This is a genomic window from Pseudomonas taiwanensis DSM 21245 (assembly GCF_000425785.1).
GTDB classification, from domain to species: domain Bacteria; phylum Pseudomonadota; class Gammaproteobacteria; order Pseudomonadales; family Pseudomonadaceae; genus Aquipseudomonas; species Aquipseudomonas taiwanensis.
In genome coordinates, this window is record NZ_AUEC01000010.1 from 135,419 (window position 1) to 160,399 (window position 24,981).

The following is a 24,981-nucleotide window of genomic DNA, read 5'->3' on the forward strand; positions in this document are numbered from 1 at the left end:
ATGGCTAAGGTATTCGCAATCGCGAACCAGAAAGGGGGTGTGGGTAAAACCACCACCTGTATCAATCTTGCAGCATCGCTGGCTGCGACCAAGCGTCGTGTGCTGCTGATCGACCTCGATCCGCAGGGCAACGCCACCATGGGCAGCGGTGTGGACAAACATGAACTCGAGCACTCGGTCTATGACCTGCTGATCGGGGAATGCGACCTTGCCCAGGCCATGCACTACTCCGAGCACGGCGGCTTCCAGCTGCTGCCGGCCAACCGCGACCTGACCGCCGCGGAAGTGGTGCTGCTGGAGATGCAGGTCAAGGAGAGCCGCCTGCGCAACGCCTTGGCGCCGATCCGCGACAACTACGATTACATTCTCATCGACTGCCCACCGTCGCTGTCGATGCTGACGCTCAATGCCCTGGTCGCCTCCGATGGCGTGATTATCCCGATGCAGTGCGAGTACTACGCACTGGAAGGCCTCAGTGACCTTGTGGATAACATCAAGCGCATTGCCGCTCGTCTGAACCCGGCGCTGAAGATCGAAGGCCTGCTGCGAACCATGTACGACCCGCGACTGAGCCTGAACAACGATGTTTCGGCGCAGCTCAAGGAGCATTTCGGCGAGCAGCTCTACGACACGGTCATTCCACGCAACATCCGCCTGGCTGAAGCACCGAGCTTCGGCATGCCCGCGTTGGCTTACGACAAGCAATCGCGCGGCGCACTTGCCTACCTGGCCCTGGCCGGGGAACTGGTGCGCCGTCAACGCCGTCAATCACGCACTGCACAAACAACTTAAGGAATCCGCATGGCCGTTAAGAAACGGGGTCTCGGACGTGGGTTGGATGCACTGCTAAGTGGTCCTTCCGTCAGCGCGCTCGAAGCGCAGGCTGTCAAGATCGACCAGAAAGAACTGCAACACCTGCCAGTCGAGCTGATCCAGCGTGGCAAGTACCAGCCGCGCCGCGACATGGATCCGGAGGCGCTCGAAGAACTGGCGCACTCGATTCGCACTCATGGCGTCATGCAGCCGATCGTGGTTCGCCCGATCGACGGCAGCCGCTATGAAATCATCGCCGGTGAGCGCCGCTGGCGCGCCACCCAACAGGCCGGCCTGGACACCATCCCGGCGATGGTCCGCGAAGTGCCCGACGAAGCCGCCATCGCCATGGCGCTGATCGAGAACATCCAGCGTGAAGATCTCAACCCACTGGAAGAGGCCCTTGCCCTGCAGCGCTTGCAGCAGGAGTTCGAACTGACCCAGCAGCAGGTGGCCGACGCCGTGGGCAAGTCGCGGGTGACCGTGGCCAACCTGCTGCGCCTGATCTCGCTGCCGGAAGTCATCAAGACCATGCTCGCCCACGGCGACCTGGAGATGGGCCACGCCCGAGCTTTGCTCGGCCTGGAGGAAGATCGCCAGGAAGAGGGGGCGCGTCATGTTGTCGCACGTGGACTGACCGTGCGCCAAACTGAGGCACTGGTACGCCAGTGGCTCAATGGCAAACCTGAGCCGGTCGAACCGAGCAAACCTGATCCGGACATCGAGCGCCTTGAACAGCGGCTGGCAGAGCGCCTGGGCTCCCCGGTGCAGATCCGCCACGGCAACAAGGGCAAAGGCCAGTTGGTTATTCGTTATAACTCGCTTGACGAGTTGCAAGGCGTGCTTGCTCACATCCGCTGAAACAATTCCCGTTGTAGCGCGCAGTCGGAAATCACTACCGAAGAGTTGAATAGGGGTTAATCCACCCCTATACTCTGCGCGCATTTTGTCGGCACAAATTATGCCAAGTCATTGCTGACTTGTTGGTCGACTTCCGAGGAGCAGTTCTGATGGAAATCCGCACGCCAAACCGCTTGCCTTTCCATCGCTGGGCAGTTTTTCCGGTACTGCTGGCTCAATTTGTCGTACTGCTACTGGCAACATTGGGGTTGTGGCAGTGGAAAGGGACGGTCAGTGGATATTCAGGCCTCTGCGGAGGTTTGATTGCCTGGCTACCCAATATGTATTTCGCCTGGAAGGCTTTTCGCTACAGCGGAGCCCGGGCGGCGCAGGCCATCGTCAAGTCGTTCTACGCAGGCGAGGCAGGCAAGATGATTTTGACGGCAGTGTTGTTTGCACTGACCTTCGCAGGAGTGAAGCCATTGGCGCCGTTAGCAGTATTCGGCGTCTTCGTGCTGACCCTTTTGGTCAGCTGGTTCGCGCCCCTGCTGATGAATAAAAGACTTTCGAGACCTTAGGGCGTTTGAGGCAACCATGGCAGCAGAAACCGCTTCGGGCTATATCCAGCACCACTTGCAGAACCTGACCTACGGTCAACTACCAGACGGCAGCTGGGGCTTCGCCCATTCGGCTGCAGAAGCCAAAGCGATGGGCTTCTGGGCGTTCCACCTGGACACCCTGGGCTGGTCCGTTGCACTAGGTCTGATCTTCCTGTTCATCTTCCGCATGGCGGCGAAGAAGGCGACCTCCGGCCAACCCGGCGGCCTGCAGAACTTCGTCGAAGTGCTGGTCGACTTCGTCAACGGCAGCGTGAAGGACTCCTTCCACGGCCGTAGCCCAGTGATCGCCCCGCTGGCGCTGACCATCTTCGTCTGGGTATTCCTGATGAACGCCATCGACCTGGTTCCGGTCGACTGGATTCCTCAGCTGGCCATCCTGATCTCCGGTGATCCGCACATCCCGTTCCGCGCGGTTTCGACCACCGACCCGAACGCGACCCTGGCCATGGCCTTCTGCGTGTTCGCCCTGATCATCTTCTACAGCATCAAGGTCAAGGGCCTGGGCGGCTTCATCGGTGAGCTGACCCTGCACCCGTTCGGCAGCAAGAACATCTTCGTTCAGATCCTGCTGATCCCTGTGAACTTCCTGCTGGAATTCGTCACCCTGATTGCCAAGCCGATCTCGCTGGCACTGCGTCTGTTCGGCAACATGTACGCCGGCGAGCTGGTGTTCATCCTGATCGCCGTGATGTTCGGCGCCGGCATCCTGTGGCTCAGCGGCCTGGGTGTGGTGCTGCAGTGGGCGTGGGCTGTGTTCCACATCCTGATCATCACCCTGCAAGCCTTCATCTTCATGATGCTTACCATCGTCTACCTGTCGATGGCTCACGAAGATAACCATTAAGACCGCCTGGCGTGTCTGATAGCCTTCCCCGCTCGTTTGGGGGGAGGGCTCTAAAAGTCCGCAAGGGCAGCTGTACCAAACGATTTGTTTTACTGCTTCAAACTAAAAACCTAACCAATACGACGTAAAAGTCGGGAGGAAAGATGGAAACTGTAGTTGGTCTGACCGCTATCGCTGTTGCTCTGCTGATCGGCCTGGGTGCTCTGGGTACCGCCATTGGTTTCGGCCTGCTGGGCGGCAAGTTCCTGGAAGGCGCTGCTCGTCAGCCTGAGATGGTTCCGATGCTGCAGGTGAAAATGTTCATCGTTGCCGGTCTGCTCGACGCCGTAACCATGATCGGTGTTGGTATCGCTCTGTTCTTCACCTTCGCGAACCCCTTCGTTGGTCAGATCGCCGGCTAATCACTCGTTCCCACGAGTTGATTGGTGTGATGGACAAAGACCGAGCGAGGTGTTGGCGTGAACATTAATGCAACCCTGATTGGCCAATCCGTTGCTTTTCTGATTTTTGTACTCTTCTGCATGAAGTACGTATGGCCTCCGGTCATCACTGCCCTGCAAGAGCGCCAAAAGAAGATTGCCGACGGCTTGGACGCTGCCAACCGCGCAGCTCGCGACCTGGAGCTGGCCCAAGAGAAAGCGGGTCAGCAACTGCGTGAAGCGAAGGCACAGGCAGCTGAAATCATTGAGCAAAGCAAGAAACGCGCTGCTCAGCTTGTCGAGGAAGCCCGTGAACAGGCTCGCGTCGAAGCTGACCGTGTGAAGGCTCAGGCTCAAGCCGAGATCGAACAGGAACTGAACAGCGTCAAAGACGCCCTGCGTGCCCAAGTGGGTGCCCTGGCTGTCGGCGGTGCTGAAAAGATCCTTGGCGCCACAATCGATCAAAACGCGCATGCAGAGCTGGTTAACAAACTGGCCGCTGAAATTTAAGCGAGGGCGATCATGGCAGAACTGACCACGTTGGCCCGACCTTACGCTAAGGCTGCCTTTGAGCATGCCCAGGCCCATCAGCAACTGGCCAATTGGTCAGCCATGCTCGGCCTGGCTGCTGCGGTGTCGGAAGACGACACCATGCAGCGCCTGCTCAAGGCCCCGCGACTGACAAGCGCAGAAAAGGCCGCCGCATTCATTGAAGTGTGCGGTGACAAGTTCGATGCACAGGCACAGAATTTCATTCATGTTGCCGCGGAAAACGACCGTCTCCTGCTTCTGCCGGAGATTTCCGCTCTGTTCGACCTGTACAAGGCCGAGCAAGAGAAATCCGTGGACGTGGAAGTCACCAGTGCTTTTGCGTTGAACCAAGAACAGCAAGACAAACTCGCCAAGGTTCTCAGTGCACGGCTCAGCCGGGAAGTGCGCCTGCACGCGTCGGAGGATGCCAGCCTGATCGGCGGCGTCGTCATCCGCGCCGGCGACCTGGTAATCGATGGCTCGGTTCGCGGCAAGATCGCGAAACTGGCCGAAGCATTGAAATCTTGAGTTTGAAGGGGCAGCAGAGCAATGCAGCAACTCAATCCTTCCGAAATTAGTGAAATCATCAAGGGTCGCATCGAGAAACTCGATGTCGGCTCCCAAGCCCGCAACGAAGGTACCGTCGTATCCGTTTCTGACGGTATCGTACGGATCCACGGTCTGGCCGACGCTATGTACGGCGAAATGATCGAGTTCCCGGGCGGCGTATACGGTATGGCACTGAACCTGGAGCAAGACTCCGTAGGTGCAGTGGTACTGGGTGCGTACACCTCCCTCGCCGAGGGCATGAGCGCCAAGTGCACCGGTCGCATCCTGGAAGTTCCAGTCGGCAAAGGCCTGCTGGGCCGCGTCGTCGACGCGCTGGGTAACCCGATCGATGGCAAAGGTCCTCTGACCACTACCGAAACCGACGCAGTCGAAAAGGTTGCGCCGGGCGTTATCTGGCGTAAATCGGTAGACCAGCCTGTACAGACTGGCTACAAGTCGGTCGACGCCATGATCCCGGTTGGCCGTGGCCAGCGCGAGCTGATCATCGGTGACCGTCAGATCGGTAAGACCGCCATGGCGGTCGACGCGATCATCAACCAGAAGAACAGCGGTATCTTCTGCGTCTACGTCGCCGTTGGTCAGAAGCAGTCGACCATCGCCAACGTCGTTCGCAAGCTGGAAGAAGCCGGCGCCCTGGCCAACACCATCGTCGTTGCCGCCAGCGCCTCGGAATCCGCCGCACTGCAGTTCCTGGCACCTTACGCCGGCTGCACCATGGGCGAATACTTCCGTGACCGCGGTGAAGACGCGCTGATCGTTTACGATGACCTGTCCAAGCAGGCCGTTGCCTACCGTCAGATCTCCCTGCTGCTGCGCCGTCCGCCAGGACGTGAAGCGTACCCAGGCGACGTGTTCTATCTCCACTCCCGTCTGCTGGAGCGTGCATCGCGCGTTTCGGAAGAGTACGTCGAGAAGTTCACCAACGGTGCTGTGACTGGCAAAACCGGTTCCCTGACCGCTCTGCCGATCATTGAAACCCAGGCTGGCGACGTTTCCGCGTTCGTTCCGACCAACGTGATTTCCATCACCGACGGTCAGATCTTCCTGGAATCGGCCATGTTCAACTCGGGCATCCGTCCCGCAGTTAACGCCGGTGTTTCGGTATCCCGTGTAGGTGGTGCCGCTCAGACCAAGATCATCAAGAAGCTGTCCGGTGGTATCCGTACCGCTCTGGCTCAGTACCGTGAACTGGCTGCATTCGCCCAGTTCGCTTCCGATCTGGACGAAGCGACCCGCAAGCAGCTGGAGCATGGTCAGCGCGTCACCGAGCTGATGAAGCAGAAGCAGTACGCGCCGATGTCCATCGCGGACATGGCTCTGTCGCTGTACGCCGCTGAGCGTGGTTTCCTGACTGACGTAGAAGTCTCCAAGGTCGGCAGCTTCGAGCAAGCGCTGATTGCCTACTTCAACCGTGATCACGCCGATCTGATGGCGAAGATCAACGTGAAGGGTGACTTCAACGACGAAATCGACGCTGGCATGAAAGCTGGTATCGAGAAGTTCAAGGCCACCCAGACCTGGTAAGCCGCAGCGGGGGCTGTAGCCCCCGCTTGCTAACCTGATAGGTGATACATGGCAGGCGCAAAAGAGATTCGCAGTAAGATTGCGAGCATCAAAAGCACGCAAAAAATTACCAGCGCCATGGAGAAAGTGGCGGTCAGCAAAATGCGCAAGGCACAACTGCGCATGGCTGCTAGCCGTCCTTACGCGGAGCGTATCCGCCAGGTGATCGGTCATCTGGCCAACGCCAACCCGGAATATCGCCACCCGTTCATGATCGAGCGCCCCGTAAAGCGCGCCGGTTATATCGTGGTGAGCAGTGACCGTGGTCTGTGCGGTGGCTTGAACACCAACCTGTTCAAGGCCCTGGTCAAGGACATGAACGAAAACCGCGAACAGGGCGTTGAAATCGACCTGTGCGTGATTGGTAGCAAGGGTGCGACTTTCTTCCGCATCTTTGGTGGCAATGTCGTAGCTGCGATCAGCCACTTGGGCGAAGAGCCATCGATCAACGACCTGATCGGCTCCGTCAAAGTGATGCTGGACGCCTACCTGGACGGCCGTATCGATCGCCTCTCGGTGGTTTCGAACAAGTTCATCAACACCATGACCCAAAAACCGACGGTCGAGCAATTGGTACCGTTGGTGGCAACCCCGGATCAGGATCTCAAGCATCACTGGGACTACCTGTACGAACCCGACGCAAAAGAGCTGCTGGACGGCTTGATGGTGCGTTACGTGGAGTCGCAGGTGTACCAGGCGGTGGTCGAGAACAACGCTGCTGAACAAGCGGCCCGGATGATCGCCATGAAGAACGCCACAGACAACGCCGGTGACCTGATCAGCGAACTCCAGCTGATCTACAACAAGGCGCGTCAGGCTGCGATCACCCAGGAGATCTCGGAAATCGTCGGCGGCGCTGCCGCGGTTTAACGGTTCAAATATTCAGAGGATCCAGCTATGAGTAGCGGACGTATCGTTCAAATCATCGGCGCCGTCATCGACGTGGAATTCCCACGTGACGTCGTGCCGAGTGTTTACAACGCGCTGAAAGTACAAGGCGCGGAAACCACCCTGGAAGTTCAGCAGCAGCTGGGCGACGGCGTGGTTCGTACCATTGCGATGGGCTCGACCGAAGGCCTGAAGCGTGGTCTGGATGTCGTCGACACCGGCGCTGCCATTTCCGTTCCAGTTGGTAAGGCCACTCTGGGCCGTATCATGGACGTTCTGGGCAACCCGATCGACGAAGCTGGCCCGATCGGCGAAGAAGAGCGTCGTGGCATTCACCAGAAAGCCCCTTCGTTCGCTGACCAGGCGGGCGGCAACGACCTGCTGGAAACCGGCATCAAGGTTATCGACCTGGTTTGCCCGTTCGCCAAGGGTGGTAAGGTTGGCCTGTTCGGTGGTGCCGGCGTCGGCAAGACCGTTAACATGATGGAACTGATCCGTAACATCGCCATCGAGCACAGCGGTTACTCCGTGTTCGCCGGTGTGGGTGAGCGTACTCGTGAGGGTAACGACTTCTACCACGAGATGAAGGACTCCAACGTTCTCGACAAAGTAGCGCTGGTCTACGGTCAGATGAACGAGCCACCAGGAAACCGTCTGCGCGTTGCACTGACCGGCCTGACCATGGCTGAGAAGTTCCGTGACGAAGGTAACGACGTTCTGCTGTTCGTCGACAACATCTATCGTTACACCCTGGCCGGTACCGAAGTATCCGCACTGCTGGGCCGTATGCCTTCTGCAGTAGGTTACCAGCCGACCCTGGCCGAAGAGATGGGCGTTCTGCAAGAGCGTATTACTTCGACCAAAGAAGGTTCGATCACCTCGATCCAGGCCGTATACGTACCTGCGGACGACTTGACCGACCCGTCGCCAGCCACCACCTTCGCCCACTTGGACGCCACCGTCGTTCTGTCCCGTGACATCGCCTCCCTGGGTATCTACCCAGCGGTCGATCCGCTGGACTCGACTTCCCGTCAGCTGGACCCGAACGTGATCGGCAACGAGCACTACGAAACCGCTCGTCAGGTTCAGTATGTTCTGCAGCGCTACAAAGAGCTGAAGGACATCATCGCGATCCTGGGTATGGACGAACTGTCCGAAGCCGACAAGCAACTGGTAGCCCGCGCTCGTAAGATCCAGCGCTTCCTGTCGCAGCCGTTCTTCGTGGCCGAGGTCTTCACCGGCTCGCCAGGCAAGTACGTTTCCCTGAAGGACACCATCGCTGGTTTCAGCGGTATCCTCAAAGGCGACTACGACCACCTGCCAGAACAAGCGTTCTACATGGTCGGCAGCATCGACGAAGCGATCGAGAAAGCCAAGAAACTGTAATCCCGGCGCCCCGCAAGGGGCGCTAATCAGGTTGAGGCAAGCAGATGGCTATGACAGTCCATTGCGATATCGTCAGCGCGGAAGGAGAAATCTTCTCCGGTCTGGTCGAGATGGTAGTAGCGCACGGCAACCTGGGCGATCTGGGTATCGCTCCAGGCCACGCACCGCTGATCACCAATCTCAAGCCAGGTCCGATCACGCTGACCAAGCAGGGTGGCGAGCGCGAGGTGTTCTACATCTCCGGTGGCTTCCTCGAAGTGCAGCCGAACATGGTCAAGGTACTCGCCGACACCGTGCAACGTGCCGCCGACCTGGACGAAGCCTCCGCTCAGGATGCCGTCAAGGCAGCTGAGAAGGCCCTGCATGAGAAAGGCGCGGATTTCGACTACAGTGCCGCATCCGCACGTCTGGCCGAGGCCGCAGCTCAGCTGCGCACCGTCCAGCAGATCCGCAAGAAGTTCGGCGGCTAATACCGCTGGGTTCATGCAGATTGAGAAAAAGGGTAGCCATCGGCTACCCTTTTTCTTTTTTCACCCCTCAATACCGGTCATGCCACTGACCGCCCAGGATTGGTAGCCAGTCAATGTCACTCGATATCGTTATTCTCGCCGCCGGCCAAGGCACCCGCATGCGCTCGGCGCTGCCCAAGGTCCTGCACCCCGTGGCCGGCAATTCCATGCTTGGTCATGTTATCCACAGCGCGCGCCAGCTCAAGCCGCAAGGTATTCATGTGGTGATAGGGCATGGTGCCGAGCTGGTGCGTGAGCGCCTGGCTGCCGACGATCTGAATTTCGTCATGCAGGACAAGCAACTGGGCACCGGCCATGCGGTTGCCCAAGCGCTGCCTGCCCTGAGTGCGGATACTGTGCTCGTGCTGTACGGCGATGTTCCACTGATCGAAGTGGAAACGCTGCAACGCCTTCTGGCCAAAGTGAGCGAGCAACAGCTGGGACTGCTTACCGTGACGCTGGACGATCCGACCGGCTATGGCCGTATCGTGCGTGACGAACGGGGCCAGGTAGCGGCGATCGTCGAGCACAAGGATGCCAACGAAGCTCAGAAGGCGATCAAGGAAGGCAACACCGGAATTCTGGCCGTACCGGCTGCACGTCTGGCGGATTGGTTGGGCCGTCTGTCGAACAACAACGCTCAGGGTGAGTATTACCTGACTGATGTTATCGCCATGGCGGTCGCCGATGGCCTGGTGGTAGCGACCGAGCAGCCGCACGACCCGATGGAAGTGCAGGGCGCCAACGATCGGCGCCAGCTGTCTGAACTGGAGCGCCATTACCAGCTGCGTGAGGGGCGTCGCCTGATGGCCCAGGGCGTGACCCTGCGTGACCCTGCGCGTTTCGACGTGCGTGGCGAAGTGACCGTGGGGCGCGACGTTATGATCGACGTCAACGTGATTCTCGAAGGCAAGGTCATCATCGAGGACAACGTAGAGATTGGCCCCAACTGCGTCATCAAGAACAGTACGCTGCGCAAGGGAGTGGTGGTCAAGGCCAACAGCCATCTGGAAGGCGCGGTAATGGGTGAGGGCAGCGATGCCGGCCCGTTCGCTCGCTTGCGTCCGGGCAGCGTGCTCGAGGCCAAGGCCCATGTGGGTAACTTCGTTGAACTGAAGAATGCGCACCTGGGCGAAGGTGCCAAGGCCGGTCACCTCACCTACCTCGGCGATGCTGAAATCGGCGCTCGTACGAACATTGGCGCAGGCACCATTACCTGCAACTACGACGGTGCCAACAAGTTCAAGACCGTGATGGGCGAAGATGTGTTCATCGGGTCGAACAACTCGCTGGTAGCCCCTGTTGAGATCAAGGCTGGCGCCACCACCGCTGCAGGTTCCACGATCACGCAAACCGTAGAGGCTGGGCAATTGGCTGTGGCACGCGCGCGCCAACGCAATATCGATGGCTGGAAACGGCCGGAGAAGATCAAGAAAGACTGATTATCCACAGCCGTTGGATCGAAAGCCGACTTATGTGAATAAGTCGGCTTTTTTTTGGGGCTCCGTCAACGCCGGCAAGTCAGCGCTTACTCGTTATCCACAGAGCGCTTTTCCGATAACGGGCCTTGACGAACGAATGTTCTTAGGTTTTGATTGCAACCATTATCTTTCGAATCGAAACTTAAGCGCCCATGTCGAAACGAAATACCCCTCAACGCCGTCACAACATCCTGGCCTTGCTCAGCGAGCAGGGTGAGGTCAGCGTTGATGCCTTGGCAAAGCGCTTCGAAACGTCGGAAGTGACCATTCGCAAAGACCTTGCCGCGCTGGAGGCCAATGGGCTGTTGCTGCGCCGTTATGGGGGGGCGGTGCCAGTGCCGCAGGAAATGCTGGGCGAGTCCGTGCAGCCGGTTTCTGCCTACAAGAAAGCCATTGCCCGCGCCGCCGTAGGTCGTATCCGTGAGCACGCGCGCATCATCATCGACAGCGGCAGCACCACCGCAGCCATGATCCCCGAGCTTGGTCGACAACCCGGTCTGGTGGTGATGACCAACTCGCTCAATGTGGCCCGCGCCATCAGCGAATTGGAACACGAGCCGGTGCTGTTGATGACCGGTGGTACCTGGGACCCACATTCCGAGTCGTTCCAGGGCCAGGTCGCCGAGCAGGTACTACGCTCTTACGATTTCGACCAGCTGTTCATCGGCGCTGATGGCATCGACCTCAATCGTGGGACCACAACGTTCAACGAGTTGCTGGGCCTTAGCCGAGTGATGGCCGAAGTGGCCCGGGAAGTGATCGTCATGGTCGAGTCGGACAAGGTCGGGCGCAAGATCCCCAACCTTGAGCTGCCGTGGAGCAGCGTGACCACCCTTATTACAGATGAGCGCCTGCCCGCATCGGCACGCGAACAGATTCAAGCCCGCGGCATCAACCTGATCTGCGCCGCGATCAGCCAGGAGCAATAATCATGTGTGGAATCGTCGGTGCCGTAGCCGAACGCAACATCACTGCCATCCTCATCGAGGGCCTGAAGCGCCTTGAGTACCGCGGGTACGACAGTGCCGGCCTTGCTGTCTACACCCAACAGGGGCAGCTCGAACGCCGTCGCCGTATCGGTAAGGTGAGCGAGTTGCAGGCTGCCGTTGCAGCCGAGCCGCTGGTAGGCCAGTTGGGCATCGCTCACACCCGCTGGGCGACCCACGGCGCGCCAACCGAAGGCAATGCCCACCCGCACTTCTCCGGCAATGAGGTTGCCGTAGTGCACAACGGCATCATCGAGAACCACGAGGAGCTGCGCGAGGAGCTCAAGGGGCTGGGCTACCTGTTTGCGTCCCAGACCGATACCGAAGTCATCGTCCATCTGATCCACCACACCCTGAAGTCTACTCCGGACCTGGCCGACGCGCTGAAGACGGCGGTCAAGCGCCTGCAGGGTGCCTATGGTTTGGCGCTTGTCAGCGCGCATCAGCCTGATCGCCTGGTCGCGGCGCGCAGCGGTAGCCCGCTGGTGATTGGCCTGGGACATGGTGAGAACTTCCTCGCCTCCGACCAACTGGCCTTGCGCCAGGTCACCGACCGCTTCATGTACCTGGAGGAGGGGGACATCGCTGAAATCCGCCGCGACCAGGTACAGATCTGGGACCAGGCCGGTCACCGGGTTCAGCGTGAGACCGTGCAGTACCACGAAGGTGCGGAAGCTGCGGACAAGGGCACGTACCGTCACTTCATGCTCAAGGAAATCCACGAGCAGCCGACCGTCGTTCAGCGCACCCTCGAAGGTCGCCTGGGCAAGGATCATGTCATGGTCCAGGCCTTCGGCCCGCAGGCTGCCGAGCTGTTCGCCAAGGTGCGCAATGTGCAGATCGTTGCCTGCGGCACCAGCTACCATGCCGGTATGGTTGCCCGTTACTGGCTCGAGAGCCTGGCCGGTATTCCGTGCCAGGTGGAAGTGGCCAGCGAGTTCCGCTACCGCAAAGTGGTGGTTCAGCCGGATACGCTGTTCGTTTCTATCTCCCAGTCTGGCGAAACCGCAGACACCTTGGCCGCGCTGCGCAATGCCAAGGAGCTTGGCTTCCTCGGTAGCCTGGCGATCTGCAACGTCGGCATCAGCTCCCTGGTGCGTGAATCCGACCTGACCCTGCTGACCCTCGCAGGTCCAGAGATTGGTGTGGCGTCGACCAAGGCCTTCACCACCCAGTTGGTATCGCTGATGCTGCTGACCCTGGCGCTTGGCCAGGTCCGCGGAACCCTCGAGGCCGGCATAGAAGCAGAGTTGGTCGAAGAGCTGCGCCGCTTGCCGGCACGCCTTGGTGAGGCACTGGCTATGGACGGTACCGTTGAGAAGATTGCCGAGTTGTTCGCTGACAAGCACCACACTCTGTTCCTGGGCCGCGGTGCCCAGTATCCGGTGGCAATGGAAGGTGCGCTCAAGCTCAAGGAGATTTCCTACATCCATGCTGAAGCCTACCCTGCAGGTGAACTCAAGCATGGCCCGCTGGCGTTGGTAGACAGCGATATGCCTGTGGTGACTGTGGCGCCGAACAACGAGCTGCTGGAGAAGCTCAAGTCCAATCTGCAGGAAGTGCGTGCCCGTGGCGGCGAGCTGGTGGTATTTGCCGACGAGCAAGCCGGCATGAGCAACGGTGAAGGTACCCACGTGATCAAGGTGCCGCACATCGCCGATGCCCTGGCACCGATTCTGTACACCATTCCGCTGCAACTGCTTTCGTACTATGTGGCAGTGCTGAAGGGGACTGATGTGGACCAACCTCGTAACCTGGCTAAATCGGTTACTGTGGAATAAGTCTCACCGTCCAGTGGATTGATTGATTCTTGAGAATAAAAACTGTCGCTAGACAATAAGGACTGTCGCAGAGGAAGGGAGCCGTCCCGGCTCCCTTCGTCGGCTCAGGCTTATTTCTCTGCAAACTCAGCCTGATGAGTCCCTCTCCTTCGTACGTCAGGCCTGATGGCCCAGGCGCCCGGACCAGTGATGGCCAAGCCTGCAAACAGGATGGTGAACAGCCACGCGAATTGCGCTTGTTCCAACGTCCAGTCGGGGTGGACTACCACCAGCGCAACTCCGAGCACGGCCAGCACTGGCAGGCAAGCGAGGCGCGCGAAAACGCCCAGGATCAACAAGATCGGGCAAACCACTTCCGCAAACACCGCCATCGAGAGTGTCAGGGTTGCCCCCAGACCGAACGGATCCTCGATCTGTTGCAGCTCGCTGCTCCAGTGAAGAAGCTTCGGCAGACCGTGGATCTGAAGAAGCAACAGAGCGGCAGATACGCGTAGAAACAGCAGGCCAAGCGGCAATGAGATTTTTGCCAGGCCCGCGGGCCCCTGGCGGATTTCAGTTGGAGTCATTTTCAAAGGTCCTCTTGCGACGTCCGCGCTTTAGCGGTGATGTGTATGTGATTCAGCCAGAAGGTGGCGGATACGCACGGGAACATCTTCGGTTTGAAACTTCCGCACGCGGGCCTCGATTTTCAGCTCACCCCGTGTGACGCGGTGGTGATGGCGCAAGTGTTCAAGCCACGATTCCTCGAAGAAGAACTCCTGCCACAGTGCGGGTTCGGCACTGTCTTGCATCAATCCCCAAGACAACGCGCCGTTACGCTTGCGCATTGCCTCCAGGTCGCGGGCAGCCTCGGAGAACGCCTCGGCCTTCGCAGGGTCGATGTGGTATTCGACCGTCACCATTACCGGTCCGCGTTCTTGATCCATCTCAGCGTTGATCAGAGGGGTTGGCCAGTGCAGTGAGGGCGCGAGTTCGTCGGCTTCGGTCTCGGGAAGCGTAACGTTGCATGTGAGAATCGTGCCTAGCGCCAACCCGCCAGAAGCCACCAGCAAGCTCAGGGTGATCGAGGCATGGCTCGCCACGGAGCCCCACAAAAAGCCTCCGCTGGCCATGGCCCCGAAGAAGACCAGGATATAAACCGACAGCGCACGGGCTCTGACCCACGCTGGGACCGATGTTTGCGCAGCGACCTGCATGTTCGAGAGCACCGCGATCCAGGCCGCACCGCTCAACAGCATGGCGGGCATCAGCACATAGAAATTTCGCACCAAAGCCAAAACCAGCAGGAAAAGCGCATAGAGAAGGCTGGCGATCATCACCAGTCGATCTCTGCTGATGCGTTCGCGCAGGCGAGGCAGCAGGGTAGCCCCACCCACTGCGCCAATACCGATGGCGGCGAGAAGCATGCCGAAGTCAGCGGCGGTACCTTGCATTTCACCGCGGACGATCAGCGGCAGCAGCGAGGTACCGGCACTCGCGAACAAGAAGAATGCCAGTGCACGAATCAGCACTGCTTGAAGGGGTTTGGAACTGCGAGCGAAGCGCAAACCAGTACGCATGGCACCCATGAAACGTTCTGCTGGAAGCAGTGGCTCCTTGATCTCACGTTTCCATGTGAACAGCACCAGGATGACACCCGCGAATGAAATGGCGTTGAGGGCGAATGTCAGCCACGGGCCGACCAGGCTCACGACAACGCCTGCTAACGCTGGGCCTATCGCGCGCGATACGTTGATCCCGACACTGGAGATCGCCACCGCATTGGGCAGGTCGTCCTTGCTGACGAGCTCAGGCGTCAGTGCACTCCACGCCGGCATCATCAAGGCCGTACCGATGCCCAAGGCGAGGGTGAGCATCAGCAGCAAAGGAATGTTCATCAGCCCCAGCAAGGTAAGGCCAGCGAGTGTTACCGCTACTGCAGACATCCACAGCTGCACGAGCAGCAGGTAGCGACGTTTATCGACGATGTCAGCGGCGGCACCGGCGGGTAGCGCCAGGAAGAACATTGGTAGCGAGCCGGCCACTTGGATCAATGCCACGTGGAGCGGGTTGGCGGAAAGGGTCGTCATCAACCATCCGGCGCCGACCTCATGCATCCAGGTACCGATGTTGGAAGCAATCGTTGCGATCCACAACATGCGGAAGGTGGTGTTGCGCAGGGGGCTCCAAGCGCTTGCAGTCGATGTGTTCATTCCGTTGCTGCCCTTTAGGTGTTATCGGGTCCAGGTGATTCCCGGTGCTTGGTAACGAAGCCTGGCAGTGCGAGAAAGCATGCGCAGCCCAGTACGCAGGCTTCGAGGTTTGCGATGAGAGGAATCTACTGTCAATGCCTGGGTTGAAAAACCCGCTTCGGCAGGAATAAGTGTCTCGCTGAGTGGGACAAACTGAGCTCATCAGCCAGTGGGAGACGCCCGCCCTGCCGCAGGCATTCATGCGAGAGCAGGGCGACTATCTGTTACAGTCCGCCAGTCAATCCCCAGGAGATGTACAAGGATGTCACTTCACGATTGGTTCGGCTTTGTCGTCGTCGCCATGCTGGTCACCCTGACCCCAGGTCCCGGCGTGATCATGGCGCTGTCCAATTCGGTGGCCTTTGGGCCGCGACGGGCCATGCTGGGTTCGGTCGGAAACGCCTTGGGCTTGCTGGTGATCTCGGCCGCCACCAGTGCGGGACTGGGCGTGCTACTGCAGGCGTCGGCCACGGCCTTCCTGCTGCTGAAGGTGCTCGGTGCAAGCTATCTGATCTACCTGGGCGTGAAGCAGTGGAAGAGCCGCACCAGTGCCTTCGATAAACTCGATCAGCCGGCCAGGCGCGCTACCCCCCTCAACAGACTGATGCTCAACGGTGTGACCGTGGCGCTGACCAATCCCAAGGCGATTTTGTTCTTCGCAGCGTTCCTGCCGCAGTTCATCCGCCCGGGTAATGATTCGAACGTGCAGTTGGGCATTCTCGTGCTGACCTTCGCGGCCTGCTCGATGATCTCCCATGCCTTCTATGTGACCTTGGCCCAGGTGCTGCGCAGCAAGCTTGCTGCGCCGAACCGTGCGAGGCTGATGAATCGGCTGTTCGGCGCCTCGTTCGTGGCGCTGGGGGCGAGCCTGTTCACCGTTCAGGCCAAGGTAGCCTGAATCTCGGTCATCATCCCTGGAGGGGAGAGAGGGGTATCTGAGCGCCAGACACGCTGGCGCCATCAACCAAGCCACCCTTGTCATGGAACTTGCGCACCCAGCCGCCCAACAGTGAATGTTTTTTTTTCACGAACCGATCCTGTGAAACTGTGTATCGCGGAGGAAATCCTTCTTCAAGCACTTTAGCGCGCGGTACTTCAAATTTCCCCCTTCTCGAAACGTCCGGTCAAATCCCCAAAACCAGCTAAATAGAGCCTTTTCTATGGGTTTAGTGTCATTCTGAATCTGACACAAATATTTCTGCATTGTAGATTTATGAAAATAAACGTGTCATAAATGCTGCCGAAACCGGTCCCGTGAGCGGGTAGGCTTTCACGTCAGGGCTGCACGCAGGCTCTAGGACTTGGCGCTGAAAAGCTTGCCACTCGGTGCGGGAAAAGAACTGTCAGGAGCAGGGGTGAAGCCCTGCGTCGACAACCACCTCGCCCCAGTCAGGAGTCAATAAGATGAACAAGATCGTACTTCTCGGAGCACTGGCGCTCTACGCCTCCACCAGCATCGCTTCCGCCAGCGAAGACACCCTGCGTATTGGTATCGAAGCGGCTTATCCGCCCTTCGCCTTCAAAACCCCTGAAGGCCAGATCAGCGGGTTCGACTACGACATCGGCAACGCCTTGTGTGCCGAAATGAAGGTCAAATGCGAGTGGGTCGAGCAGGAATTCGATGGGCTGATTCCATCGCTGAAAGTACGCAAGATCGACGCGGTGCTGTCGTCGATGTCCATCACTGAAGACCGTCTGAAGTCAGTGGATTTCACCAAGAAGTATTACCAGACCCCAGGCAAGCTGGCGATGAAAGCTGGCAGCGTGGTGAATGATCCATTGGTTGACCTCAAGGGCAAGAAGGTCGGTGTACAGCGCGCGTCTACCTACGATCGCTTTGCCTCCGACCAGTTTGAACCCGCTGGCATCGAAGTGGTGCGTTATGCCTCACAAAACGAAGCCTTCCTCGACCTGGTGGCCGGTCGGCTGGACGCTACCTTGGCCGACATCATCAATACCAGTGAAGGGTTTATCAAAACCCCCATAAGCAAGGGCTTCGCCTTGGTCGGGCCGGACTTCAACGACCCAAGGTACTTCGGCAAAGGGGCTGGTATTGCGGTTCGCAAGGGCGACAGCGAGAACGCTGCGCGCATAAATGCTGCGATCGACGCGGTACGTGCCAACGGCAAGTACCAGCAAGTGCAGGCAAAGTACTTCGCGTTCGATATCTACGGCAAGTGACTGCTGGGAGCGCAACCGCTTCCACCTTTTAGTGCTTGAGCGCCGCCTCGGACGGCGCCGGTTGAGGACCCCCACCATGCTGCACGGCTATGGCCCGACCATTCTCCAGGGTGCCTGGCTCACGCTGAGCCTGGCGCTGATTTCCATGACGGTGGCGATTGCCCTTGGCTTGTTGGGGGCGGCGGTTCGCTTGTCGCATGTGAAATGGTTGGCAGCACTCGGCGAAGGCTATGCCACGGTCATCCGTGGCATTCCCGACCTGGTGCTGATCCTGCTGATCTTTTACGGAGGCCAGGACCTGGTCAACCGCTTGGCTCCCTTGCTGGGTCACCCTCGATACATCGACATCAACCCTTTCATCGCTGGCGTCTGCACCATGGGCTTCATCTTCGGAGCCTACCTCTCGGAAACGTTTCGCGGGGCTTTCATGGCTATCCCCAGAGGACAAGCGGAAGCCGGTGCGGCCTACGGCATGAGCGGGATGCAGGTATTTCGGCGGGTGCTGTTGCCGCAGATGATTCGCTTTGCCATCCCAGGTTTCACGAACAACTGGCTGGTCCTGACCAAGGCGACGGCACTGATATCGCTAGTGGGCTTGCAGGACATGATGTTCAAAGCCAAGAACGCCGCTGACGCTACCCGCGAACCCTTCACCTTTTTCCTGGCCGTTGCCGGGTTGTACCTGCTGCTCACTACGGTGTCCCTGGTGATTCTGCGCTGGGTGGAACAGCGCTACGCCGTCGGTACCCGCCTGGCCGAATTCTGAGGAAACGCCCGTGCTGGATTTCAAGCTGATCGCCGACAGCCTTCCGCTCTACGCTGGAGGCGTCCTGGTGACCTTCAAACTGCTTCTGATCGCCCTGGCCGCGGGCCTGGCATTGGCCATTCCCTTGGCACTGCTGCGCATATCCCGCACGCCTTGGCTCAACCGCTTGGCCTGGTTGTATACCTACGTGATCCGGGGCACGCCAATGCTGGTGCAGCTTTTTCTCATCTACTACGGGCTGGCGCAATTCGAGGCCGTGCGGGGGAGTGTGTTCTGGCCGTACCTCTCCAGCGCCACTTTTTGCGCTTGTCTGGCGTTTGCCATCAACACCAGTGCCTACAGTGCGGAGATTCTTGCTGGCGCCTTGAAAGCTACGCCCAGTGGTGAAATCGAAGCGGCGCGAGCTGTGGGCATGTCGCGCTTCACGCTGTATCGCCGGATCCTGTTGCCCTCGTCCCTACGCCGGGCGCTGCCGCAATACAGCAATGAAGTGATCATGATGCTGCACACCACTTCGCTTGCCTCGATCGTCACCTTGGTCGATATCACCGGCGTGGCGCGTACGGTCAGCTCGCGCTACTACATGCCGTTCGAGGCTTTTGTCACCGCTGGCCTGTTTTACCTGTGCCTGACCTTTATCCTGCTGCGCCTGTTCAAGCTGGCCGAAGGTCGCTGGCTTGCGCACCTGGCCCCGCGCAAGAGTTGAGAGATATCCATGGAACATATTCAACACCCACTGCCCTGGAGCACCGCTGGAACGGAGCGTCGACTCTCGGTGTTTCGCTTTGGCAGCGGCCCGCGCAAGGCCTATATCCAGGCCGCCCTGCACGCCGACGAACTGCCAGGCATGCGCGTGGCGGTGGAGCTCAAACAACGTCTGATCGAGCTGGAGCGGCAGGGCCAACTCAACGGCGTCATCGAGCTTGTACCCGTGGCGAATCCGATTGGCCTGGGGCAAATGTTTCAAGCCACCCATCAGGGACGTTTCGACCTGGCCAGCGGACAGAACTTCAACCGCGATTTTCCTGCGTTGGCGGAGCTGATCGTTCCGCAGCTCGAAGGCAGGTTGAGCGACGATCCGCAGGTGAACGTCACGCTGATTCGCCACCTGATGCAAGAGGCCATCGCCGCGTTGCCGCCGGCCAGATCGGAGCTCGATGGGCTGCGCCGCTTGCTGCTGCAACAGGCCTGCGATGCGGATGTGGTGCTCGACCTGCATTGCGATTTCGAATCGATCATGCTGCTCTACGCGCTGCCACAGCTTTGGCCAGCCCTGAAGCCGTTGGCCGCTCGTTTGAACGCGGGCGCGGTGTTGTTGGCCGAAGACAGCGGCGGCAATTCCTTCGATGAAGCCTGCGCGCTCCCTTGGCTGCATTTGGCGCAGCGCTTCGCGCAACACAACATTCCGCTGGCGTGCACGGCTACCACCATCGAATTGCGTGGCATGGCCGATACCGATCGACCACAGGTACAGCAGAGTGCCGAGGACATACTCGGCTTCCTTGCCGACCAAGGGTTGATCAGCGGCGAGTGGCCAGCCGTGCCTTCTACATGTTGTGAAGCCACCCCTTTTTCTGGCGCGCAGTATGCCTATGCACCGCACCCAGGCGTAGTGAGTTTTCTCCAGCCGCTAGGCAAGCAGGTCAACGTCGGCGACCCATTGTTCGAGGTCATCGACCCGCTCAGCGATCGGCACTCTGTGGTGTACGCCACGACCTGCGGCGTTCTCTATGCCCGCGAGCGTCTGCGCTATGCCCAGCCCGGCCTGTGGCTGGCCAAAGTTGCCGGTCGGCACCCGATTCGTCAGGGCCGCCTGCTCACCGACTGACAACAAGAGCACCGACTGCCATGTACACCTTGGAAATCGACAACCTACACAAGCGCTACGGCACCCATGAAGTGCTCAAGGGCGTGTCCCTGACGGCCAAAGCCGGTGATGTCACCAGCATCATCGGATCCAGCGGGTCGGGCAAGAGTACCTTCCTGCGTTGCATCAACCTGCTGGAAGAGCCGCATAGCGGGCGCATTCTGCTCAACAACGAAGAGCTCAAGCTGCGGTCGCACAAGACCCGCGGAACCCTCACTGCCAGCGACAGCAGGCAATTGCAACGGATGCGATCACGCCTGTCCATGGTCTTTCAGCACTTCAATCTGTGGTCCCATATGACTGCCCTGGAGAACGTCATGGAAGCACCGGTGCATGTGCTGGGCGTTGGCAAGAAAGAAGCCCGTGAGAAAGCCGAGCACTATCTGGCGAAGGTTGGTGTTGGCCATCGCCGAACCGCATACCCGGGGCACATGAGTGGGGGAGAGCAGCAGCGGGTGGCCATTGCCCGAGCCCTGGCTGTCGAGCCTGAAGTGATGTTGTTCGACGAACCGACCTCGGCGTTGGATCCGGAGCTGGTTGGCGAGGTGCTCAAGGTCATGCGTGACCTGGCGCAAGAGGGGCGGACCATGGTGGTCGTCACCCACGAAATGGGTTTCGCCCGGGAAGTCTCCAACCAGCTGCTCTTCCTTCATCAAGGTCGCGTCGAGGAAAGGGGCTGCCCACGCGAAGTTCTGGCCCAGCCAAAGTCCGAGCGCCTACAGCAGTTTCTGGCCGGTAGCCTGAAGTAGGCGACGCGCAGGACACCCAGTAGAGCGCTACACCGGCGCTCTGCTTCGGATACACTTCAGCCGGAACTTCCCAAGCCTCGCCCCGATAGAGCGCGTAGGTCCATTCATTCAAACGTGCTGAAAGCCCATCCATGCCGACATCTACCAAGCATGTAACCGTCTACGCTGCCCCGGTGATGCGCAAGCTGGCGGAGGCTGCACCCCATCTGCAACCCTCGCTGCGTAAGGTGGCCGACTTCATCCTGCGTCATCCGCTGAAGGCTGCGACCCTGACCATCGAGGAGATGGCAGTTGAAACCGCCACTTCGCCAGCCGCGGTCAACCGCCTGGCCAAAGCGATAGACATGGGCGGGTATACCGGTCTGAAGGCCGAACTGGTAGCCACACTGCAGCAGATGGTGTCGCCAGTGGACAAGCTGCGTAATGAGCTTGCGCATCGCCCGGACGGGGCCTTCGGCCTGCATGAGCAAATACAGATCGCCGCCAGCAATCTCGACACCGCTGGCGCCAACAATTCCGCCGATACCTTCGAAATTTTCATCCGTTGCCTGACCCAGGCACGCAAGATTTTCATCCTGGGCTTTGGCAACAGTGCGTACATGGCAGGCTTGGCGGCAGCGAACCTGGTACCGTTCTGTGCCGATGCCACGGCGGTGAGTATGGAGGGGGGCAATGAAAACGCCGCTTATCGCCTGGCGGCTATCACCGAACAGGATGTATTGCTGTCGATTTCCCTGCCGCGCTACTCGCTCGATACGCTGCAGCTGTCGCGCTTTGCACGCGAACGCGGGGCAACGGTCCTGGCGATAACCGACTCGCCCGCTTCACCGCTGACCAATATCGCCGACCATGCGCTCTTTGCCCCAGCGGACCACCCTGTGCTGATCAGTTCCAACGGCAGCGTACTGGCGCTGATAGAGGCATTGGTGGCGGGTGTGATGGCCCGCAACACAGAAGCGGTGCAGTTGGCTTCAGAGCTGACCGAAAGCGTGATGTCCTACCTGCACATGCCGAGCAACGATAAGCCGTTGCGCAAACCGATCAAGCGCCGAGTGAAATCCGTTTAGACCCGACGGCCGAGCTGATTCCACGAGCTGAGCGTCTGCTTGGGCAGGCGCCAAACGGTGGCCTACCACCGTCTGGCACCGTACCCTGGGGTCAAATCTGCATCGCCATCCCATCGACGTTCATCGCGGCCTGGCGCAACGCCTCGGACCGGGTCGGGTGTGGGTGGCAGGTGAGGGCGATGTCCTCGGCCGAGGCGGAGAACTCCATGGCCACGCAGAACTCACCGATCATCTCGCTGACGCTCGGGCCGACCAGATGCACGCCCAGCACTTCATCGGTATTGGCGTCGGCGATGACCTTGGCGAAGCCTTCGGTCTCGTGGTTGATCTTGGCGCGGCTGTTGGCGGTGAAGGGGAACTTGCCTACCTTGTAGGCACGGCCTTCGGCCTTTAGCTGCTCCTCGGTCTTGCCCACGCTGGCCAGTTCCGGCCGGGTGTAGATCACGCCGGGGATCAGGTTGTAGTTGACCTCATGGGGCTTGCCTGCAATGCGCTCGATGCAGGCCACCGCTTCGTCTTCGGCTTTGTGCGCCAGCATCGGGCCGGAGGTGACGTCGCCGATGACCCAGATGCCTGGCACCGAAGTGCGGTGATGCTGATTGTCGAGCATGCCGCGCTTGTCAGTTTCCAGGCCCACGCTTTCCAGGTTAAGGCCCTTGGTATAAGGACGGCGACCGATGGCCACCAGTACGTAATCGGCTTGCAGGGTTTCGGCGGCGCCCCCTGCGGCGGGTTCGAGGGTAAGGCTGACGCCATCGGCCGAGGCGTTTGCCTGAGTGACCTTGCTGCCCAACTTGAAGGCCATGCCTTGCTTGGCCAGGGCTTTTTGCAGGGTCTTGGCGGTTTCTTCGTCGGTGCCAGGGCAAATGCGGTCAAGGTATTCGATGACAGTGACCTGGGCGCCCAGGCGACGCCACACCGAACCGAGTTCCAGGCCAATCACACCGGCGCCGATCACCACCAGGTGCTTGGGCACCTGGGGCAGGGCGAGGGCACCGGTGGAGTCGATGATGCGCTGGTTATCGATTGTCACACCTGGTAGCGGGGTGGGCTCGGAACCAGTGGCGATGACGATGTCCTTGGCTTGCAGCGTGGTTTCGCTGCCATCCTCTGCCTTGACCACTACCTTGCCGACGCCATCCAGGCGACCCCAGCCTTTGACCCAGTCGACCTTGTTCTTGCGGAACAGGTACTCGATGCCCTTGGTCAGGCCGGTCACGCTCTCGTCCTTCTGCTTCATCATCTGGGCGAGATTGAGGGTGGGCTTCACCTCGATGCCAAGGTGCGCAAATTCGGCCCCGCTGGCGGCTTCGTACAGTTCGGAGGCATGTAGTAGCGCCTTGGACGGCATGCAGCCGACGTTCAGGCACGTACCGCCCAAGGTCGGGCGGCCTTCCACACAAGCAACGCTCATGCCCAGCTGACCTGCGCGAATTGCTGCGTTATAGCCACCGGGGCCGCCGCCGATGATCACCACGTCATAGGATTTCATGGGTTCTACTCCAGGATGAAGAAGCGCGAGAGGGGCACAAGGTTAGTCGTAGTGCCTTGAATTGTATACAATCTGCGTCGTTTTCATTGCTGTTGGTTCTAGACGATGGTCGTGATAAGCGGAAACTTTGTTTCAATGAACTACCCTGTTGCGGTGGCGTCCCAATTTTCAGGGGGCACGTCCGTTACATGAAGGGGAGGGTCATCGATGCTTGCGCAACTTCCACCAGCCTTGCAAAGCCTGCACTTACCTTTGCGTCTGAAGTTGTGGGACGGTAACCAGTTCGATCTGGGGCCCAGCCCGCAAGTCACCATCCTGATCAAGGAACCTCAGCTCATTGCCCAATTGAATCATCCTAGCCTGGGTGAACTGGGTGAGGCGTTCGTTGAAGGCAAGCTGGAGCTCGAGGGCAATATCGGGGAGGTCATTCGGGTTTGCGATGAGCTCAGTGAAGCCCTGCTCACGGATGAGGATGAAACCTCGCCGCAGCGCATTGCCCATGACAAGGCAACCGACGCCGAAGCCATTTCCTACCATTACGACCTCTCCAACGAGTTCTATCAGCTGTGGCTCGATCCGGACATGGCGTACTCCTGTGCCTATTTCAGAGAGCCCGACAATACACTTGCCCAAGCCCAGCAAGACAAGTTCGACCACCTGTGCCGCAAGCTGCGGTTGCAGGCCGGTGACTATCTGCTGGATGTCGGTTGTGGTTGGGGTGGGCTGTCACGTTTCGCCGCGCGTGAGTACGGTGCGAAAGTGTTCGGTATCACGCTGAGTAAAGAGCAGCTCAAACTTGGCCGTCAGCGCGTCAAGGAGGAGGGGCTGGCCGGCAAGGTCGACTTGCAGATCCTCGACTACCGCGACTTGCCCCAGGACGGTCGTTTCAACAAGGTGGTCAGCGTCGGCATGTTCGAACACGTAGGTCACGCCAACCTCGCCTTGTACTGCCAGAAGCTGTACGGGGCTGTGCGTGAAGGCGGCTTGGTCATGAACCATGGGATCACTGCCAAGCACGTGGATGGTCGACCGGTCGGGCGTGGCGCCGGGGAGTTCATCGACCGCTACGTGTTCCCCCATGGTGAGCTGCCGCACCTGTCGATGATCAGTGCCAGCATCTGCGAGACCGGCCTTGAGGTGGTGGATGTCGAGAGCCTGCGTCTGCATTACGCCAAGACCCTCAACCACTGGAGCGAAAACCTGGAGAACCAGTTGCACAGGGCCGCAGGCCTGGTGCCCGAAAAGACCCTGCGCATCTGGCGCCTGTACCTGGCCGGTTGTGCCTATGCCTTCCAGAAGGGCTGGATCAACCTGCACCAGATACTGGCGGTGAAGCCGTATGCCGATGGACACCATGACCTGCCCTGGACTCGGGAGGACCTGTACCGCTGAGCCAT

The 24,981-nt window shown here is 59.5% G+C and carries 25 protein-coding genes; 22 read left to right on the forward strand and 3 right to left on the reverse strand.

Annotated elements, in window-relative coordinates:
• The 14 genes from H620_RS0102150 to glmS all read left to right on the forward strand — a co-directional run bounded on the left by H620_RS0102150 (window position 1) and on the right by glmS (window position 13,231).
• The gene (locus tag H620_RS0102150; RefSeq protein ID WP_023383140.1) at window positions 1–792 is read left to right on the forward strand and encodes a ParA family protein; all 792 of its coding nucleotides are present in this window, start codon (window positions 1–3) and stop codon (window positions 790–792) included.
• A 9-nt stretch (window positions 793–801) separates the two neighbouring features.
• Window positions 802–1,674: a ParB/RepB/Spo0J family partition protein gene (locus tag H620_RS0102155; RefSeq protein WP_023383139.1), complete on the forward strand. Its 873-nt coding sequence runs from the start codon at window positions 802–804 to the stop codon at window positions 1,672–1,674.
• 149 nt (window positions 1,675–1,823) lie between these two features.
• Window positions 1,824–2,231 (forward strand): F0F1 ATP synthase subunit I, encoded by a 408-nt coding sequence (locus H620_RS0102160; protein WP_023383138.1) that lies wholly within the window; start codon window positions 1,824–1,826, stop codon window positions 2,229–2,231.
• A 16-nt stretch (window positions 2,232–2,247) separates the two neighbouring features.
• Window positions 2,248–3,117 (forward strand): F0F1 ATP synthase subunit A, encoded by an 870-nt coding sequence (atpB, locus tag H620_RS0102165; RefSeq protein ID WP_023383137.1) that lies wholly within the window; start codon window positions 2,248–2,250, stop codon window positions 3,115–3,117.
• A gap of 143 nt (window positions 3,118–3,260) precedes the next feature.
• Window positions 3,261–3,518 carry a F0F1 ATP synthase subunit C gene (atpE, locus tag H620_RS0102170; protein WP_003097235.1) on the forward strand — a complete coding sequence of 86 codons (258 nt, stop codon included), beginning with the start codon at window positions 3,261–3,263 and terminating at the stop codon, window positions 3,516–3,518.
• 57 nt (window positions 3,519–3,575) lie between these two features.
• Window positions 3,576–4,046: a F0F1 ATP synthase subunit B gene (locus H620_RS0102175; RefSeq protein ID WP_023383136.1), complete on the forward strand. Its 471-nt coding sequence runs from the start codon at window positions 3,576–3,578 to the stop codon at window positions 4,044–4,046.
• A gap of 12 nt (window positions 4,047–4,058) precedes the next feature.
• The gene (locus H620_RS0102180; RefSeq protein ID WP_023383135.1) at window positions 4,059–4,595 is read left to right on the forward strand and encodes a F0F1 ATP synthase subunit delta; all 537 of its coding nucleotides are present in this window, start codon (window positions 4,059–4,061) and stop codon (window positions 4,593–4,595) included.
• Window positions 4,596–4,616: 21 nt separating this feature from the next.
• Window positions 4,617–6,161 carry a F0F1 ATP synthase subunit alpha gene (gene atpA / locus H620_RS0102185; protein ID WP_023383134.1) on the forward strand — a complete coding sequence of 515 codons (1,545 nt, stop codon included), beginning with the start codon at window positions 4,617–4,619 and terminating at the stop codon, window positions 6,159–6,161.
• Window positions 6,162–6,209: 48 nt separating this feature from the next.
• A complete protein-coding gene (gene atpG / locus H620_RS0102190; RefSeq protein WP_023383133.1) occupies window positions 6,210–7,070 on the forward strand; it encodes a F0F1 ATP synthase subunit gamma in 861 nt (286 codons plus the stop codon).
• 27 nt (window positions 7,071–7,097) lie between these two features.
• A complete protein-coding gene (atpD, locus tag H620_RS0102195) occupies window positions 7,098–8,474 on the forward strand; it encodes a F0F1 ATP synthase subunit beta (protein WP_023383132.1) in 1,377 nt (458 codons plus the stop codon).
• A gap of 44 nt (window positions 8,475–8,518) precedes the next feature.
• Window positions 8,519–8,944, forward strand: a complete 426-nt coding sequence (locus tag H620_RS0102200; RefSeq protein ID WP_023383131.1) for a F0F1 ATP synthase subunit epsilon — start codon at window positions 8,519–8,521, stop codon at window positions 8,942–8,944.
• 113 nt (window positions 8,945–9,057) lie between these two features.
• On the forward strand, window positions 9,058–10,425 hold the full coding sequence (gene glmU, locus H620_RS0102205) for a bifunctional UDP-N-acetylglucosamine diphosphorylase/glucosamine-1-phosphate N-acetyltransferase GlmU (protein ID WP_023383130.1): 1,368 nt from the start codon (window positions 9,058–9,060) through the stop codon (window positions 10,423–10,425).
• A 191-nt stretch (window positions 10,426–10,616) separates the two neighbouring features.
• On the forward strand, window positions 10,617–11,393 hold the full coding sequence (locus H620_RS0102210; protein ID WP_027906652.1) for a DeoR/GlpR family DNA-binding transcription regulator: 777 nt from the start codon (window positions 10,617–10,619) through the stop codon (window positions 11,391–11,393).
• Window positions 11,394–11,395: 2 nt separating this feature from the next.
• Window positions 11,396–13,231 carry a glutamine--fructose-6-phosphate transaminase (isomerizing) gene (gene glmS, locus H620_RS0102215; RefSeq protein ID WP_023383128.1) on the forward strand — a complete coding sequence of 612 codons (1,836 nt, stop codon included), beginning with the start codon at window positions 11,396–11,398 and terminating at the stop codon, window positions 13,229–13,231.
• A gap of 110 nt (window positions 13,232–13,341) precedes the next feature.
• On the opposite strand, the gene H620_RS0102220 is transcribed toward glmS, so the two are convergent.
• Both H620_RS0102220 and H620_RS0102225 read right to left on the reverse strand, forming a co-directional pair.
• The gene (locus H620_RS0102220; protein ID WP_049818687.1) at window positions 13,342–13,797 is read right to left on the reverse strand and encodes a DoxX family protein; all 456 of its coding nucleotides are present in this window, start codon (window positions 13,795–13,797) and stop codon (window positions 13,342–13,344) included.
• 30 nt (window positions 13,798–13,827) lie between these two features.
• Complete coding sequence (locus tag H620_RS0102225; protein WP_023383107.1) at window positions 13,828–15,423, reverse strand: MFS transporter; 1,596 nt, start codon at window positions 15,421–15,423, stop codon at window positions 13,828–13,830.
• A 301-nt stretch (window positions 15,424–15,724) separates the two neighbouring features.
• On the opposite strand from H620_RS0102225, the gene H620_RS0102230 reads away from it, so the two are divergent.
• From H620_RS0102230 to H620_RS0102260, 7 genes are all read left to right on the forward strand, one after another.
• Window positions 15,725–16,360: a LysE family translocator gene (locus H620_RS0102230; protein ID WP_023383106.1), complete on the forward strand. Its 636-nt coding sequence runs from the start codon at window positions 15,725–15,727 to the stop codon at window positions 16,358–16,360.
• A gap of 506 nt (window positions 16,361–16,866) precedes the next feature.
• Window positions 16,867–17,643, forward strand: coding sequence for an ABC transporter substrate-binding protein (locus tag H620_RS0102235; RefSeq protein ID WP_023383105.1), 777 nt, complete (start codon window positions 16,867–16,869; stop codon window positions 17,641–17,643).
• Window positions 17,644–17,719: 76 nt separating this feature from the next.
• Complete coding sequence (locus H620_RS0102240) at window positions 17,720–18,409, forward strand: ABC transporter permease (RefSeq protein ID WP_023383104.1); 690 nt, start codon at window positions 17,720–17,722, stop codon at window positions 18,407–18,409.
• A gap of 10 nt (window positions 18,410–18,419) precedes the next feature.
• Window positions 18,420–19,115: an ABC transporter permease gene (locus H620_RS0102245; RefSeq protein ID WP_023383103.1), complete on the forward strand. Its 696-nt coding sequence runs from the start codon at window positions 18,420–18,422 to the stop codon at window positions 19,113–19,115.
• A 9-nt stretch (window positions 19,116–19,124) separates the two neighbouring features.
• The gene (locus H620_RS0102250; protein WP_023383102.1) at window positions 19,125–20,237 is read left to right on the forward strand and encodes a succinylglutamate desuccinylase/aspartoacylase family protein; all 1,113 of its coding nucleotides are present in this window, start codon (window positions 19,125–19,127) and stop codon (window positions 20,235–20,237) included.
• 20 nt (window positions 20,238–20,257) lie between these two features.
• Window positions 20,258–21,025: an ABC transporter ATP-binding protein gene (locus tag H620_RS0102255; RefSeq protein ID WP_023383101.1), complete on the forward strand. Its 768-nt coding sequence runs from the start codon at window positions 20,258–20,260 to the stop codon at window positions 21,023–21,025.
• A gap of 131 nt (window positions 21,026–21,156) precedes the next feature.
• Window positions 21,157–22,092: a MurR/RpiR family transcriptional regulator gene (locus H620_RS0102260; RefSeq protein ID WP_023383100.1), complete on the forward strand. Its 936-nt coding sequence runs from the start codon at window positions 21,157–21,159 to the stop codon at window positions 22,090–22,092.
• Window positions 22,093–22,183: 91 nt separating this feature from the next.
• Here H620_RS0102260 and lpdA read toward each other — a convergent pair whose 3' ends face one another.
• Entirely contained in the window at window positions 22,184–23,584 is a 1,401-nt protein-coding gene (lpdA, locus tag H620_RS0102265; protein WP_023383099.1) for a dihydrolipoyl dehydrogenase, read from the reverse strand.
• Window positions 23,585–23,791: 207 nt separating this feature from the next.
• Between lpdA and cfaB the strand changes: the two genes are divergently transcribed.
• Window positions 23,792–24,976, forward strand: a complete 1,185-nt coding sequence (gene cfaB / locus H620_RS0102270) for a C17 cyclopropane fatty acid synthase CfaB (RefSeq protein WP_023383098.1) — start codon at window positions 23,792–23,794, stop codon at window positions 24,974–24,976.
• The last annotated feature ends 5 nt before the right edge of the window (window positions 24,977–24,981 follow it).

Excerpts from the sequence above, each read along its gene's own strand:
- H620_RS0102150 (WP_023383140.1), top strand. The coding sequence starts at position 1 with ATGGCTAAGGTATTCGCAATCGCGAACCAGAAAGGGGGTGTGGGTAAA.
- H620_RS0102155 (WP_023383139.1), top strand. The coding sequence starts at position 802 with ATGGCCGTTAAGAAACGGGGTCTCGGACGTGGGTTGGATGCACTGCTA.
- H620_RS0102160 (WP_023383138.1), top strand. The coding sequence starts at position 1,824 with ATGGAAATCCGCACGCCAAACCGCTTGCCTTTCCATCGCTGGGCAGTT.
- atpB (WP_023383137.1), top strand. The coding sequence starts at position 2,248 with ATGGCAGCAGAAACCGCTTCGGGCTATATCCAGCACCACTTGCAGAAC.
- atpE (WP_003097235.1), top strand. The coding sequence starts at position 3,261 with ATGGAAACTGTAGTTGGTCTGACCGCTATCGCTGTTGCTCTGCTGATC.
- H620_RS0102180 (WP_023383135.1), top strand. The coding sequence starts at position 4,059 with ATGGCAGAACTGACCACGTTGGCCCGACCTTACGCTAAGGCTGCCTTT.
- atpA (WP_023383134.1), top strand. The coding sequence starts at position 4,617 with ATGCAGCAACTCAATCCTTCCGAAATTAGTGAAATCATCAAGGGTCGC.
- atpG (WP_023383133.1), top strand. The coding sequence starts at position 6,210 with ATGGCAGGCGCAAAAGAGATTCGCAGTAAGATTGCGAGCATCAAAAGC.
- atpD (WP_023383132.1), top strand. The coding sequence starts at position 7,098 with ATGAGTAGCGGACGTATCGTTCAAATCATCGGCGCCGTCATCGACGTG.
- H620_RS0102200 (WP_023383131.1), top strand. The coding sequence starts at position 8,519 with ATGGCTATGACAGTCCATTGCGATATCGTCAGCGCGGAAGGAGAAATC.
- glmU (WP_023383130.1), top strand. The coding sequence starts at position 9,058 with ATGTCACTCGATATCGTTATTCTCGCCGCCGGCCAAGGCACCCGCATG.
- H620_RS0102210 (WP_027906652.1), top strand. The coding sequence starts at position 10,617 with ATGTCGAAACGAAATACCCCTCAACGCCGTCACAACATCCTGGCCTTG.
- glmS (WP_023383128.1), top strand. The coding sequence starts at position 11,396 with ATGTGTGGAATCGTCGGTGCCGTAGCCGAACGCAACATCACTGCCATC.
- H620_RS0102220 (WP_049818687.1), bottom strand. The coding sequence starts at position 13,797 with ATGACTCCAACTGAAATCCGCCAGGGGCCCGCGGGCCTGGCAAAAATC.
- H620_RS0102225 (WP_023383107.1), bottom strand. The coding sequence starts at position 15,423 with ATGAACACATCGACTGCAAGCGCTTGGAGCCCCCTGCGCAACACCACC.
- H620_RS0102230 (WP_023383106.1), top strand. The coding sequence starts at position 15,725 with ATGTCACTTCACGATTGGTTCGGCTTTGTCGTCGTCGCCATGCTGGTC.
- H620_RS0102235 (WP_023383105.1), top strand. The coding sequence starts at position 16,867 with ATGAACAAGATCGTACTTCTCGGAGCACTGGCGCTCTACGCCTCCACC.
- H620_RS0102240 (WP_023383104.1), top strand. The coding sequence starts at position 17,720 with ATGCTGCACGGCTATGGCCCGACCATTCTCCAGGGTGCCTGGCTCACG.
- H620_RS0102250 (WP_023383102.1), top strand. The coding sequence starts at position 19,125 with ATGGAACATATTCAACACCCACTGCCCTGGAGCACCGCTGGAACGGAG.
- H620_RS0102255 (WP_023383101.1), top strand. The coding sequence starts at position 20,258 with ATGTACACCTTGGAAATCGACAACCTACACAAGCGCTACGGCACCCAT.
- H620_RS0102260 (WP_023383100.1), top strand. The coding sequence starts at position 21,157 with ATGCCGACATCTACCAAGCATGTAACCGTCTACGCTGCCCCGGTGATG.
- lpdA (WP_023383099.1), bottom strand. The coding sequence starts at position 23,584 with ATGAAATCCTATGACGTGGTGATCATCGGCGGCGGCCCCGGTGGCTAT.
- cfaB (WP_023383098.1), top strand. The coding sequence starts at position 23,792 with ATGCTTGCGCAACTTCCACCAGCCTTGCAAAGCCTGCACTTACCTTTG.